Origin of the sequence: Pseudooceanicola lipolyticus (assembly GCF_002786325.1) — a bacterium.
In the GTDB taxonomy this organism is placed as follows: Bacteria; Pseudomonadota; Alphaproteobacteria; order Rhodobacterales; family Rhodobacteraceae; genus Pseudooceanicola_C; species Pseudooceanicola_C lipolyticus.
On sequence record NZ_PGTB01000044.1, the window covers coordinates 14344 to 28032 of the forward strand.

15 protein-coding genes are annotated in these 13689 nt (G+C 65.0%); 14 read left to right on the forward strand and 1 reads right to left on the reverse strand.

Translation table 11 applies throughout. The features are described from left to right. The first annotated feature begins 63 nt into the window (after positions 1 to 63). From CVM52_RS12245 to CVM52_RS12270, 6 genes are all read left to right on the forward strand, one after another. Positions 64 to 744, forward strand: a complete 681-nt coding sequence (locus CVM52_RS12245; protein WP_100162782.1) for an orotate phosphoribosyltransferase — start codon at positions 64 to 66, stop codon at positions 742 to 744. A 281-nt stretch (positions 745 to 1025) separates the two neighbouring features. Next, positions 1026 to 2519, forward strand: a complete 1494-nt coding sequence (locus CVM52_RS12250; RefSeq protein WP_100162783.1) for a replicative DNA helicase — start codon at positions 1026 to 1028, stop codon at positions 2517 to 2519. Positions 2520 to 2653: 134 nt separating this feature from the next. Beyond that, positions 2654 to 3454: a DUF1194 domain-containing protein gene (locus CVM52_RS12255; protein ID WP_100162784.1), complete on the forward strand. Its 801-nt coding sequence runs from the start codon at positions 2654 to 2656 to the stop codon at positions 3452 to 3454. 163 nt (positions 3455 to 3617) lie between these two features. Continuing rightward, a complete protein-coding gene (alr, locus tag CVM52_RS12260) occupies positions 3618 to 4652 on the forward strand; it encodes an alanine racemase (RefSeq protein ID WP_100162785.1) in 1035 nt (344 codons plus the stop codon). Continuing rightward, positions 4649 to 5434 (forward strand): MlaE family ABC transporter permease, encoded by a 786-nt coding sequence (locus tag CVM52_RS12265; RefSeq protein WP_100162786.1) that lies wholly within the window; start codon positions 4649 to 4651, stop codon positions 5432 to 5434. The genes alr and CVM52_RS12265 overlap by 4 nt, the downstream gene beginning before the upstream one ends. Then, positions 5431 to 6177, forward strand: coding sequence for an ABC transporter ATP-binding protein (locus CVM52_RS12270; protein ID WP_100162787.1), 747 nt, complete (start codon positions 5431 to 5433; stop codon positions 6175 to 6177). Before CVM52_RS12265 ends, CVM52_RS12270 begins: the two co-directional genes overlap by 4 nt. A 31-nt stretch (positions 6178 to 6208) precedes the next feature. Here the strand turns inward: CVM52_RS12270 and CVM52_RS12275 are convergent, their stop codons facing one another. Next, positions 6209 to 6631 carry a hypothetical protein gene (locus tag CVM52_RS12275; protein WP_100162788.1) on the reverse strand — a complete coding sequence of 141 codons (423 nt, stop codon included), beginning with the start codon at positions 6629 to 6631 and terminating at the stop codon, positions 6209 to 6211. A 237-nt stretch (positions 6632 to 6868) separates the two neighbouring features. On the opposite strand from CVM52_RS12275, the gene CVM52_RS12280 reads away from it, so the two are divergent. The 8 genes from CVM52_RS12280 to CVM52_RS12315 form a co-directional block, all read left to right on the forward strand. After that, positions 6869 to 7336 carry a paraquat-inducible protein A gene (locus CVM52_RS12280; protein WP_100162789.1) on the forward strand — a complete coding sequence of 156 codons (468 nt, stop codon included), beginning with the start codon at positions 6869 to 6871 and terminating at the stop codon, positions 7334 to 7336. Positions 7337 to 7342: 6 nt separating this feature from the next. Then, on the forward strand, positions 7343 to 8707 hold the full coding sequence (gene radA, locus CVM52_RS12285) for a DNA repair protein RadA (RefSeq protein ID WP_100162790.1): 1365 nt from the start codon (positions 7343 to 7345) through the stop codon (positions 8705 to 8707). A gap of 35 nt (positions 8708 to 8742) precedes the next feature. After that, positions 8743 to 9309, forward strand: coding sequence for a CvpA family protein (locus CVM52_RS12290; RefSeq protein ID WP_100162791.1), 567 nt, complete (start codon positions 8743 to 8745; stop codon positions 9307 to 9309). Positions 9310 to 9530: 221 nt separating this feature from the next. Next, entirely contained in the window at positions 9531 to 11003 is a 1473-nt protein-coding gene (gene purF / locus CVM52_RS12295) for an amidophosphoribosyltransferase (protein ID WP_100162792.1), read from the forward strand. Between the two features lie 130 nt (positions 11004 to 11133). Then, positions 11134 to 11775 carry an SDR family NAD(P)-dependent oxidoreductase gene (locus CVM52_RS12300; RefSeq protein WP_100162793.1) on the forward strand — a complete coding sequence of 214 codons (642 nt, stop codon included), beginning with the start codon at positions 11134 to 11136 and terminating at the stop codon, positions 11773 to 11775. A gap of 90 nt (positions 11776 to 11865) precedes the next feature. Continuing rightward, the gene (gene surE, locus CVM52_RS12305; protein WP_100162794.1) at positions 11866 to 12648 is read left to right on the forward strand and encodes a 5'/3'-nucleotidase SurE; all 783 of its coding nucleotides are present in this window, start codon (positions 11866 to 11868) and stop codon (positions 12646 to 12648) included. Beyond that, positions 12645 to 13292: a protein-L-isoaspartate(D-aspartate) O-methyltransferase gene (locus tag CVM52_RS12310; RefSeq protein WP_100162795.1), complete on the forward strand. Its 648-nt coding sequence runs from the start codon at positions 12645 to 12647 to the stop codon at positions 13290 to 13292. Before surE ends, CVM52_RS12310 begins: the two co-directional genes overlap by 4 nt. A 64-nt stretch (positions 13293 to 13356) precedes the next feature. Next, a partial coding sequence (locus tag CVM52_RS12315) for a LysM peptidoglycan-binding domain-containing protein (protein WP_133119836.1) occupies positions 13357 to 13689 on the forward strand: 333 nt, incomplete at its 3' end.

The window sequence follows — 13689 nt, forward strand, 5'->3', positions numbered from 1 at the left end:
CGGGCTTTTCATTTGCGCGCCGCTCCTCTATGCCCCGGAAAACCGGCCAGAGAGGACAGCGCGATGATCCCCACCTCCTATCCCGATCAGAAAGAGATGGCCCGCCTCAGCGCGCGCATGCTGCTGGAGATCCAGGCGGTGCATTTCAACGCGCGCGAGCCCTTTACCCTGGCCTCGGGTCTGCCCTCGCCCACCTATATCGACTGCCGCAAGCTGATCTCGTATCCGCGGATCCGTTCGACCCTGATGGATTTCCTGACCGTCACGGTGATGCGCCAGGCCGGGTTCGAGGCGTTTACCAACATCGCCGGGGGCGAGACCGCGGGCATCCCCTTTGCCGCCCTGGTCGCCGAGCGCATGGGCCTGCCGATGACCTATGTGCGCAAGAAGCCCAAGGGCTATGGCCGCAACGCCCGGATCGAGGGCGTCATGGGCGAAAACGACCGGGTGCTGCTGGTCGAGGACCTGACCACCGATGGCGGATCAAAACTGTCCTTCGTGGACGCGATTCGCGACACCGGCGCCACCTGTGCCCATACCGCGGTGATCTTCTATTACGGGATTTTCCCCGAGACGGTAAAAACCCTGGGCGATCACGGCGTTGCGCTGCATCACCTGTGCACCTGGTGGGATGTCCTGGCCGAAGCGCGCGACTCGGGCGCTTTTGATGTCGAAACATTGTCGGGGGTCGAGACCTTCCTCACCGACCCGCGCGGCTGGCAGGCGGCACGTCAGGAAAGCTGACCGGCCCGGTTTCGCGACCGGCGCCTATTGCGGCGCCGGCGCGCAATGCCTGCGGAAAATTGCCATCTGTCACCTGTTCAACACGGCGCGACTTCGCTACACTCGCCGCAATATGCAGTGGCAGCGGTTCAGCGCTCTACCAGATCATGCCGTTTTGCGGGTTCCACCCGGCTTATCCCGTGCTCATCCACAGGGATTTCCAGATAGGAATCTGTTAAAACTTCTGTAGAACCGGTCGTCACCACGGCAGCAGACAAGACCGAATTTGGGCAGCGGGCAAAATGAACGAAATTACCAGTTTCAATCCTTCGCAGGACGAAACAGCGCAGGCGACCGCGCTGCCGCATTCGGTCGAGGCTGAACAGCAGTTGCTGGGCGCGATCCTGACCAATAACGACGTTTACGACCGCATCGCCTCGATCATCGGGCCGCAACATTTTTACGACCCGGTGCATGCCCGCATCTACGAGATCGCCGCTGCGCGGATCGCCAAGAACGCGCTGGCCTCGCCGGTGACGCTGAAGGCGTTCATGGAGGATGACGAGGGGCTGAAGGAACTGGGCGGCCCGGCCTACCTGGCCCGGCTGGCCGGCACCGCGATCAGCGCCTTTGCGGTGCGCGACTACGCGCAGATGATCTATGATCTGGCGATCCGGCGCGAGCTGATCGCGCTGGGCCGCGACATCTCGGACAAGGCGGCACGCGTGGAGATCTCCAGCGAGCCGAAAGAGCAGATCGTCGAAGCCGAACAGCGGCTGTATAAACTGTCGGAACAGGGCCAGAGCGAGACCGGGTTCCAGAGTTTCCTGCGGGCGGTCACCGATGCGGTGAACGTCGCCAACGCCGCCTATCAGCGCGAAGGCGGGCTGGCCGGGATCTCGACCGGGCTGGTCGATATGGACAAGAAGCTGGGCGGTCTCCACCGGTCCGACCTGCTGATCCTGGCCGGGCGGCCGTCGATGGGCAAAACCTCGCTGGCGACCAATATCGCCTTTAATATTGCCAAGGCTTACAAGCGCGGCCGCCTGCCTGACGGCGCCGAGGGCGCGGTGGATGGCGGCGTGGTCGGGTTCTATTCGCTGGAAATGAGCGCCGAGCAGCTGGCCGCACGGATCCTGTCGGAAGCCTCGGAAGTTCCCTCGGAACAAATCCGCCGCGGCGACATGACCGAGGCCGAGTTCCGCCGCTTTGTCGATGCCGCCAAGGCGCTGGAGGCTTGCCCGCTTTATATCGACGACACCCCGGCGCTGCCGATTTCACAGCTGGCGGCGCGGGCGCGACGGCTGAAGCGGACCCATGGGCTGGACTGCCTGATCGTCGACTACCTGCAGCTGGTGCGCCCGGCCTCGGCCAAGGACAGCCGGGTGAACGAGGTGTCGGAAATCACCCAGGGGTTGAAAGCCATCGCCAAGGAACTCGACATTCCGGTGGTCGCCCTGTCACAGCTGAGCCGCCAGGTCGAATCCCGCGACGACAAGCGCCCGCAGCTGTCGGACCTGCGTGAATCCGGTTCGATCGAACAGGACGCCGACGTGGTGATGTTCGTGTTCCGCGAGGAATATTACGCCGAGCGGGAAAAACCCTCGGATGACCGGCTGGACGAAATGGCGGCCTGGCAAGAGCGTATGGAACGCCTGCATGGCAAGGCCGAAGTCATCATCGGCAAGCAGCGTCACGGCCCGATCGGCACCGTCGAACTGAGCTTTGAGGGCCGCTTTACCCGCTTTGGCAACCTGGTCAAACCCTGGCAGCAGGACCGCGACGAAAGCTTCTGATCGCCGAATCACGGCCGCCTGCCCGCGCCCGAAAGCCCGCCGACAAGACCGCGAATGCCGCAAAAAGGCAGGATTCTGCATGCTCGCGCAAAACGTGAGTAGACAAAGCCAGCCGCCTTTGGCGCTATGGTAACATGCGCCATCTGATTGCTTTCCTGCTTTCCCTGTTTGCTGTCCCGGTTTGGGCCCAATCCGAAATTGAAATCACCGAGGTCGATGTCGAACTGTTCCTCGCCGTCGATGTGTCGCGCTCGATGTCGCCTTACGAGCTGGAAATCCAGCGCAAGGGCTATTCCGCCGCCCTGGCCAGCGAAGAGGTCAAGGGCACTATTGCTGGCGGGATGATCGGCCGCATCGCGGTGACCTATGTGGAATGGGCCGGCTCGCATTCGCAGACGGTGATCGTGCCTTGGACGCTGATCGAAACGCCGGAGCAGGCCGACGCGGTGGCGCAACGATTGGTGGAATATTACAATCGGGGCATGCGCCGCACCTCGATCTCCGAGGCGCTGGTCTATGCCGCCGACAGTTTCGAAACCAATGCCTTTCGCGGGCTGCGCCGGGTGATCGATGTGTCCGGCGACGGGCCGAACAACCAGGGCCGCCCGGTTCTGGCCGCCCGCAACGAGGTTCTGGGCCGCGGGATCGTGATCAACGGCCTGCCGCTGATGACCCAGGACGAGTTTTCGCTGCGCTGGGGGATTTCCGATCTGGATGTCTATTACCGCGAATGCGTGATCGGTGGACCGGGCTCTTTCATGATCCCGGTCAAGACCTGGGACCAGTTCGCCGAGGCGGTGCGCCGCAAGCTGGTGCTGGAAATCGCCGGGCTGCCACGGCGCGAAACTGCCAGCCTGTACCGGGCCGAGGGCTATAACTGCCTGGTCGGCGAGGAAATCTGGCGACGCAATCAGCAGCAGTTCTTTTCGCCCTAAGATCAGGCCCGGCAGACTGGCGTGGCGTGGTCCCGGCCCGGGATCGCACGCGGTGCAATAAAATCACCCTTCCGCCGCGGCATCGCTCCGGATGCGCAGACCTTCGCCCGCCGGCTGGCCTTTCCCCCTTGACGCCCCGCGGCTCGCCGCAGACAAGAGCGCAATGAGCAGTGGACACCTGACAATCGACCTGGCCGCGCTCGCCGCGAACTGGCGCGCGCTGGACGCAAAAACCGCCTGCGAAACCGCCGCCGTGGTCAAGGCGGATGCCTATGGCATCGGCGTCGGCCCCGCCGCCACCGCGCTGGCACAGGCCGGGGCGCGGCGGTTTTTCGTTGCCGTCGCCGAAGAAGGCGCCACCCTGCGCCAGGCCATCGGGCCGGGGCCGATGATCGGGGTGTTTTCCGGCCATATGGAGGGCGACACCGCCCTGATCCGCGATCACGACCTGACGCCGATGCTGAACACCGTCGACCAGATGCTGCGCCATGCCGAGGCCCTGCCCGGCCAGCGCTTTGGCATCCAGCTGGACAGCGGCATGAACCGCCTGGGCCTGGAACCGGCGGAATGGGCGGCACTGCGCGAGGTGGCACTGTCGCTGGACCCGGTGCTGATCATGTCGCACCTGGCCTGCGCCGACGAACCCGAGCACGAGATGAACCCCAAGCAGCTGCGCGCCTTTGTCGAGATGACCGAGGATTGCAACCTGCCCCGGTCGCTGTCGGCCACCGGGGGCATCCTGCTGGGGCCGGATTATCACTTTGACCTCGCCCGCCCCGGTGTCGGGCTCTATGGCGGTCAGCCCTTTGCCGAGGCGCAGCCGGTGGTGCGCCTGGACCTGCCGGTGATCCAGCAGCGCGCGGTCGAGGTCGGCGAAACCGTGGGCTATGGCAACACCTGGACCGCAACGCGGCCCAGCCGCATCGCCACGGTCGCGGCCGGCTATGCCGACGGCATCCTGCGCGGGCTGAGTTCGAAATTTTCCCTTTACGACGGCGACACGCCCTGCCCCGCGGTCGGCCGCGTGTCGATGGATCTGATCACCGTCGACATCACCGATCTTGAGGGCGATCCGGCCTTTCTGACCCTGTTCGGACCGCAGCAGACGGTAGATGATATCGCCGATGCGGTCGGCACCATCGGCTATGAGATTCTGACCAGCCTCGGTGCGCGCTATACCCGGAGCTATACCGAATGACCGCGATTGCTGGCTTTCTGGGATTTGTCGGCGAAATGACCCTGCTGCTGTTCGCGGCGATGGGCCGGTTTGCCATCTTCGCCGGGCGCACCGTCAGCCATGTGTTCCTGCCGCCGCTTTACCCGCGCGAGCTGGGCGTGGCGCTGATCAATATCGGCTGGCTGTCGCTGCCGGTGGTCGGGCTGACCGCGATCTTCACCGGCGGGGCGCTGGCGTTGCAGATCTATTCCGGCGGCGCCCGTTTCGATGCCGAGGCGGTGGTGCCGCAGATCGTCGCCATCGGCATGGTGCGCGAACTGGGCCCGGTTCTGGTGGGGCTGATGATCGCGGCGCGGGTGACGTCTTCGATCGCCGCCGAGATTGCCACCATGAAAGTGACCGAGCAGATTGACGCGCTGGTCACGCTGTCGACCCATCCGATGAAATACCTGGTGGTGCCGCGGGTGCTGGCGGCGCTGATCACCGTGCCGCTGCTGGTGGCGCTGGGCGATATCATCGGCATCGGCGGCGGCTATGCGGTGGCGGTGCGCAACCTGGGTTTCAACCCCGCCGCCTATCTGAAAAACACCGTCGAGTTCCTGGAGTTGCGCGACATCATCTCCAGCGTGGTCAAGGGGGCCGCCTTCGGCACCATCGCGGCGCTGATGGGCTGCTATTACGGGATGAAATCCGAACGCGGCGCACAGGGTGTCGGCCGCGCCACCAAGAACAGCGTCGAGGCGGCGGCGGTGCTGATCCTTGCCGCGAATTTCGTGCTTACGGGGATCTTCTTTTCGGTATGATCAGGCTGGAAAACGTCAGCAAGACCTTCGGTGAGAACCGCGTGCTGCGCGGCCTGAACCTGCATGTGCCGCGCGGCACCTCGATGGTGATCATCGGCGGCTCGGGCACCGGCAAGTCGGTGACACTGAAATGCGTGCTGGGGCTGGTGACGCCGGATTCGGGGCGCATCCTGGTCGATGGTCGCGACGCCACCGAGGGCGACCGCGATGCGTTTCTGTCGCGCTTTGGCATGCTGTTCCAGGGTGGTGCGCTGTTCGATTCGCTGCCGGTCTGGCAGAATGTCGCCTTTCGCCACCTGCGCGGGGCGTTGAAGCGGCCGCAATACGAGGCCAAGGCGCTGGCGGTGGAAAAGCTGCGCCGCGTCGGGCTGAAACCCGAGGTGGCCGATCTGTTGCCGGCGGAACTCTCCGGCGGGATGCAGAAACGCGTGGGCTTGGCCCGCGCCATCGCCGCCGATCCCGAGATCATCTTTTTCGACGAGCCCACCACCGGGCTGGACCCGATCATGGCGGGCGTGATCAACGAGTTGATCCGCGAGATTGTGACCGAGATGGGCGCCACCGCGCTGACCATCACCCACGACATGTCCTCGGTGCGGGCAATTGCCGACAATGTGGCGATGCTGCATGACGGGGTGATCCAGTGGACCGGCCCGGTCAGCGAGATGGACCATTCCGGCGATCCCTATCTCGACCAGTTCATCCACGGCCGTGCCGAAGGACCGATCGAAGCGGTGCGGTAAACGCCGCGCCAGCGCCGACCTGCGGGGTGGCCTAGCGAGGTTGAAAGACGGGAACAACCTTGTATCCAACAAGGAAGGTGTTCACCGGCTCAGGCGTCAAACCTCGGTCCCGCAACTTGACGCTGAGCGTTTTGTCGGGAAACACCCAGACCGCTCCATTGATCATGGCAGCGTAGAATACATCGCCGCTGTCCACTGCGGCGGTCGCTGTCAAAATCGCCTTGAGATCGGTTTGAGTGATGTCAAAGCGACTTTCCAACTGGTCAAATCTGTCGTCGATATGCTGACGCAGCGATGCCAGAACATTGCCCTGTGCCCTCAATTCATTCTGAACCTGCTGGAGCGTGGTTGCATTTTGACCGACATTGAAGGCAAAGGCGATGGCCGCCGCCGCCAGCACGCCGAAACCGGCAAGCACAACTTCGCCCACATTGCGGTTTGCCCAGTTTGTCATGTTTCACGCCTCTGACTGGTTCGGCAAACTTATCACGCAACTTTCTTAACAGCGCGTCAATTATTGGGTCGTCCGCACCAATGATTGGCGCTCGCTCCGGCCGGAGCATCCGATGATATCAACTTTTTTATATCTGGCGCAGACAAATCCGGCGTCGGACACTCTGGAAAAATCAGGCTTGTGCAGCCCTTTCCCCGTCACTAGGTGCTGATCACCTTGCCGTTCGCAGGACCCCCGATGCTGAAACTTGCCAACCTCGCCCTGCTCCTCCTTTTCCCGGTCTCCTGGTTCGCCCCGCTGCTGCGTGCGGGCATCGACCTGCCGCTGTTCGGGGTGTCTGAAATCTCGGTGATCTCGGGCCTGCAAAGCCTGTGGCAAAGCGACGTGGCGCTGGCGCTTCTGGTGACCTTCCTGGCCGTCTTCGCGCCCTATCTGAAAACCATCGGCCTGGCGCTGATCCATTTCGGCATGATGCGGCGCAAGGTGCTGCCCGCGCTGGAAATCCTGGGCAAGCTGGCGATGGCCGACGTGTTCCTGATCGCGCTTTACGTGGTGGTGGTGAAGGGCGTCGGCTATGCCCGGGTCGACACCGCCTGGGGGCTGTACCTGTTCACCGGCTGCGTGCTGGCCTCGATCGCCATCAGCCACCTGTCGGGCCGGCGCCGCGCACAGGGGCTTGAGGTTTCCGGCACTTCCGGCGGATAAGGCGGCATGGCAAAAACCGCGTCCTTCACCTGTACCGCCTGCGGCGCGTCCTACACCAAATGGTCCGGCCGCTGCGAATCCTGTGGCGATTGGAACACCATCATCGAAGAGGCGCCGCTGTCGGCCGGTCCGGCGTCGAAAAGCCTGGGCGCGAAACGCGGCAGTTCCATCGCGCTGAGCGATCTGGCCGGCACCGAGGTGCCGCCGCCGCGCACCGTGTCGGGTCTGGACGAGCTGGACCGGGTGCTGGGTGGCGGGCTGGTCCCGGCCTCGGCGATCCTGGTCGGCGGCGATCCCGGCATCGGCAAATCCACCCTGCTGTTGCAGGGCGCGGCACGGTTCGCCTCGAACGGGTTGAAAACGCTGTATATCTCGGGGGAGGAAGCCGCCGCGCAGGTGCGGATGCGTGCCCGCCGCCTGGGCCTGGCCGAGGCGCCGGTGAAACTCGGCGCCGAAACCAACTTGCGCGATATCCTCACCACGCTGGAAGCCGAACGGCCACAGCTGGCGATCATCGATTCGATCCAGACCATGTGGGCCGACAATGTCGACAGCGCGCCGGGCTCGGTCAGCCAGGTGCGCGCCGCCGCACATGAGCTGACCGCCTTTGCCAAGCGTCGCGGCACCTCGGTGATCCTGGTCGGCCATGTCACCAAGGAGGGCCAAATCGCCGGCCCTCGCGTGGTGGAACACATGGTCGACACGGTGCTGTATTTCGAGGGCGAACGCGGCCATCAGTTTCGCATCCTGCGCGCGGTCAAGAACCGTTTCGGCCCGGCGGACGAGATCGGCGTCTTCGAGATGACCGGCGCCGGCCTGGCAGAGGTGGTGAACCCCTCGGCGCTGTTCCTGTCCGAACGCGGTACGCCCTCGCCCGGCTCGGTGGTGTTTGCCGGAATCGAGGGCACGCGCCCGGTGCTGGTCGAGATCCAGGCGCTGGTGGCGCCGACGCCGCATTCGCAGCCCCGGCGCACCGTGGTCGGCTGGGATGGCGGCCGGTTGGCGATGATCCTGGCGGTGCTCGAGGCGCGTTGCGGCATCCCCTTTGCCGGGCTGGATGTCTATCTCAACGTCGCCGGCGGGTTGAAGATTTCCGAACCCGCCGCCGATCTCGCCGTGGCCGCAGCGCTGCTTTCGGCGCGCGAAGACGCGGCGCTGCCCGCCGAAACCGTGGTTTTCGGCGAAATCAGCCTCTCCGGGGCGCTGCGCCCGGCGCCGCAGACAGAAAGCCGCTTGAAAGAGGCGCAAAAGCTTGGTTTTACGGCCGCAATCGCCCCGGCGGGTGGCAAAACCGGCACAGATGCCAGCTTGTCGCTTACCCGGGCCACGGATTTGACAGGTTTTGTTGGCGAAGTATTCGGAGCCGGTTAAGGTCGCGCCGCAGGCAAGAACAGAGGCAGAAATATATGGAAGGTTTCACCCTCATCGACGGGATCGTCGCGCTGGTTATCGTGCTGTCTGCGCTTCTGGCCTATTCGCGCGGCTTCGTGCGCGAAGCCATGGCCATTGTCGGCTGGATCGCCGCCGCGGTGCTGGCCTTTCTGTTCGCGCCGCAGGTCGAGCCGATGATCCGGGAATTGCCGGTGGTCGGGGAATTTATCGCAGACAGTTGCGAATTGTCGATCATCGCCGCCTTTGCCGCGGTGTTTGCCCTGGCGCTGATCGTGGTGTCCTTCTTCACGCCGCTGTTTTCCACCATCGTGCGCCGTTCGGCCGCCGGTGGCATCGACCAGGGGCTGGGCTTCCTGTTCGGCGTGGCGCGCGGCATCCTGCTGGTGGCGGTGGCCTTCTTTGTCTACGACACCGTGATCACCGCACAGGAATTCACCATGGTCGATGACAGCCGCTCTGCCGAGGTGTTCTCGCGCGTCACCAGCCAGATCGAAGAGCGCAACCCGGAACAGGCGCTGGGCTGGATCACCGCGCAATATGAAAGCCTGGTCGGCGCCTGCAACGCCCCGGCGCAGCAGTAAGACCCCGCCTGTCCGCGCCGCATCGGCGATGCAAACCTTGCACCCGCGCCACACACCGCCTATGTGACGGCGCGTCAGACCCTGGGCGGTCTGGCCCGCGCGGCAGGCATCCCCGACACGCTTGCCGCCCAGAACGCAACAAAATGTGATCCTTTCGTGACACCGGCAGGTGGAGCGACTATGTGAGGGTCAGACGAGCCATCGGATTCGGAGCTGCCCCCTTGTCCACGCCGCAACTACCGCCTGCCCATCCTTTCGACGACGACAAGCTGCGAGAGGAATGCGGCATTTTTGGCGTCGTCGGCATCACGGATGCCGCCAATTTTGTCGCCCTCGGCCTGCACGCGTTGCAGCACCGGGGCCAGGAGGCCGGCGGCATCGTCTCTCACGACCGCGACCAGGGCTTCAACTCGGCCCGCCGTTTCGGCTATGTCCGCGACAATTTCACCTCGCAAAGCCTGATGGAAACCCTGCCCGGCCCGCTGGCCATCGGGCATGTGCGCTATTCCACCACCGGGTCGAAGGGCAACACGGCGATTCGCGACGTGCAGCCGTTTTTCGGTGAATTTTCCCTGGGCGGCGCGGCGGTGGCCCATAACGGCAATATCACCAATGCCAATGCCCTGCGCCGCGAGCTGATTGAGCGCGGCTCGATCTTCCAGTCGTCTTCGGACAGCGAATGTATCATCCACCTGATGGCGCGTTCGATGGCGCGCAGCATTCCGGACCGGATGGAAGAGGCGCTGCGCAAGGTCGAAGGCGCCTTTTCCGTCGTTGCGATGACCCGCACCAAGCTGATCGGCGTGCGCGATCCGCTGGGCGTGCGGCCGCTGGTGCTGGGCCAGTTGGGCGATGGCTGGATCCTGTCCTCGGAAACCTGCGCGCTGGACATCATCGGCGCCGATTTCGTGCGCGAGATCGACCCCGGCGAAATGGTGGTGATCAGCGAAAAGAACGGGGTGGAAAGCCATTTCCCCTTCCGCCAGCGCAAGCCGCGTTTCTGCATCTTCGAACATGTCTATTTCTCGCGCCCCGACAGCATTTTGGGTGGCCGCTCGGTCTATGAGACGCGGCGCCAGATCGGCGTGGAACTGGCACGCGAGGCCCCGGTCGAGGCCGACCTGGTCTGCCCGGTGCCCGACAGCGGCACCCCGGCGGCGATCGGCTATGCCCACGAATCGGGAATTCCCTATGGCATGGGGATCATCCGCAACCAGTATATGGGCCGCACGTTTATCGAGCCGACCGAACAGATCCGCAATATGGGTGTGCGGCTGAAGCTGAACGTCAACCGCGCATTGATCAAGGGCAAGCGGGTGATCCTGGTCGACGATTCCGTTGTGCGCGGCACCACCAGCCGCAAGATCAAGGAAATGATCTTGGATGCCGGCGCCAGCGAGGTGCATTTCCGCATCGCCAGCCCGCCGACCGCCTGGCCGTGTTTCTATGGCGTCGACACGCCGCAGCGCGAAAAGCTGCTGGCCGCCACCATGTCGGAAGAGGAAATGCGCGATCATCTGCAGGTCGACAGCCTGCGCTTTATCTCGCTGAACGGCCTCTACCGCGCCGTCGGCGAAGCCGGCGGGCGCAATGACCTGCACCCGCAATATTGCGACGCCTGTTTCTCGGGGGAATACCCGGTTCGGCCCGCCGATATGCTGGAACAGGGCTTCGAGATGAAGGCGGCGGAATAGATCGCACCTCTTCTCGGGTCCCGACCTCGCGCTGTTGATCCGCCCCGTTGACCTGAAGGCGGCGCCGCCCGGCCACTGCGGTGAAACGACCCGCTTGACCTTGCCCGCCTGCCGCGCCACACGCTGAGCCATGACCAAACTTGCCCTGATCACCGGTGCCTCCCGCGGCCTGGGCGCCGCCCTGGCCGAAGCGCTGTGCACCAGCCATCACATTGTTGCCGTGGCCCGCACCACCGGCGCGCTGGAAGAGCTGGACGACCGCATCCAGGCCAAAGGCGGTCATGCCACGCTGGCGCCGATGGATGTCACCAATACCGATGCCATGGCGCAGCTGTGCCGCGGTATCCATGACCGCTGGGGCCGGCTGGATCTGTGGCTGCATACGGCGATTCACGCCGCGCCGCTGACCCCGGCGCAATTTGTTGATGCCCGCGACTGGGAGCGCTCGGTCGCCGTCAATGCCAATGCCACCGCCACGCTGATCGGCTTTGTCGCGCCACTGCTGGGCGAGGCCGGCCAAGCGGTGTTTTTCGACGACCCGCGCGCCGGGCAGAAGTTCTTTGGCAGCTACGGCGCCACCAAGGCGGCGCAGATCGCCCTGGCCCGGTCCTGGGCGGCCGAGAGCGAGCGCACCGGGCCGCCGGTGCATATCCTGACCCCCGTGCCGATGCCCACCGCCCCCCGTGCCCGGTTCTTCCCCGGCGAAGACCGCGCCGCGCTGACCCAGCCCGCCGCCGAAGCGAAACGGTTGCTGGCCGAACTGGGCCTCTGACACCAAATTGCAGCGCCGGAGCCTGGCGGTACCCCGCCTCCCTTGCCCCGGCTTTCCCCCTCGCCTATCAAGACTCAAAGGGGCGGCCGTATGCGAATTCTGATCACAAATGACGACGGGATCAATGCGCCCGGACTGGCGGTGCTGCAGCAGATCGCGGCCGAGCTGGCGGGCGACGAGGGCGAGGTCTGGACCGTTGCCCCCGCCTTTGAACAATCGGGTGTGGCCCATTGCATCAGCTATACCCATCCGATGATGCTGATCGAGATGGGCGAACGCCGCTTTGCCGCCGAAGGCTCGCCCGCCGATTGCGTGCTGGCGGGCCTGCACGAAGTGCTGAAGGACCAGCGGCCCGACCTGGTGCTGTCCGGCGTGAACCGGGGCAACAACTCGGCCGAGAACGCGCTGTATTCCGGCACCCTGGGCGGCGCCATGGAAGCGGCGCTGCAGGGGCTGCCGGCGATTGCGCTGTCGCAGTATCTTGGGCCGCGCATCTTTGACGCCGACAACCCGTTCGAGGCCGCCGCGGTGCATGGTGCCGAGGTGGTCCGCAAGATCCTGGCCGCCTGCCCCGAGACCGACAGCGACTATCGGCTGTTTTACAACGTGAATTTCCCGCCGGTCCCGGCGGACGAGGTCAAGGGCCTGCGCGCGGTCACGCAGGGATTCCGCCGCGGCACCCATTTCAGCGTCGAACCGCACAGCTCGCCCTCGGGGCGCCGGTTCCTGTGGATCAAGGGCGGTGAGCAACATGTTCAGACCGCCCCCGGCACCGATGCTCGCGCCAATATAGACGGTTATATCTCGGTCACGCCGATGCGCGCCGACCTGACCGCCCATGACGCGCTGAACGCGCTGAAAGCCATCGAATGAGCGACGCGGCGGCAGAAAACACCATGCGCCTTCTGTTCGCGCTGCGCACCGGCGGCGTGCGTGACAAGCGGGTGCTGGAGGCGATGGAGGCGATCGACCGCGGCCGGTTCATCACCGGGCTGTTCTCCACCCGTGCCTATGACGACACGCCGCTGCCGATTGCCTGCGGCCAGACCATCTCGCAACCCACGGTGGTCGGGCTGATGACCCAGGCGCTGCAAGTGACGCCGCGCGACAAGGTGCTGGAGGTCGGCACCGGCTCGGGCTATCAGGCGGCGATCCTCAGCAAGCTGGCGCGCAGGGTCTATACCGTCGACCGCCACGCAAGGCTGGTGCGCGAGGCCGGACAGATCTTCGACGCGCTGGGGCTGGCCAATATCACCGCGATGACGGCGGATGGCTCGCACGGGCTGCCGGAACAGGCGCCGTTCGACCGGATCATCGTGACCGCCGCGGCCGAAGACCCGCCCGGCCCGCTCTTGGCGCAACTGAAAATCGGCGGTATCATGGTGGTGCCGGTCGGACAGGCCGAGGCAGTACAGACGCTGATCCGCGTGCGCCGCGACGAGCGCGGGTTCGATTATGACGAGATTCTGCCGGTTCGGTTCGTACCGCTTCTTGAAGGCCTCGGCCGGGACGGCTAGAGGCTGAGAGCAGACCCGCCAACCCCCGCCGCAGATTTGGGGGACGCGAATTGAGGAAGACGCGATGACCCATTCAGCCGGTTCCCTCCCCGCCCGTCTTTGCGCCTCGGTGGCCCTGCTTGCGCTGCTTGCGGCCTGTGACGAGCCGCTCGATTTCGACCTGCGCGGCCGCATGGGCGGATTTTCCACCGCGCCGGCGGCACAGCAGGCGGTCACCGCGCGGCCCGCGCCGGATGCGCGCGGCGTGATCTCTTACCCGAATTACCAGGTGGTGGTGGCGCAGCGGGGCGACACGGTTGCCGCCGTGGCCGGCCGCATCGGCATGACCGCAGACGAACTGGCCCGCTATAACGGGCTGATGCCCGAAGACGGGCTGCGCGACGGCGAGGTGTTGGCC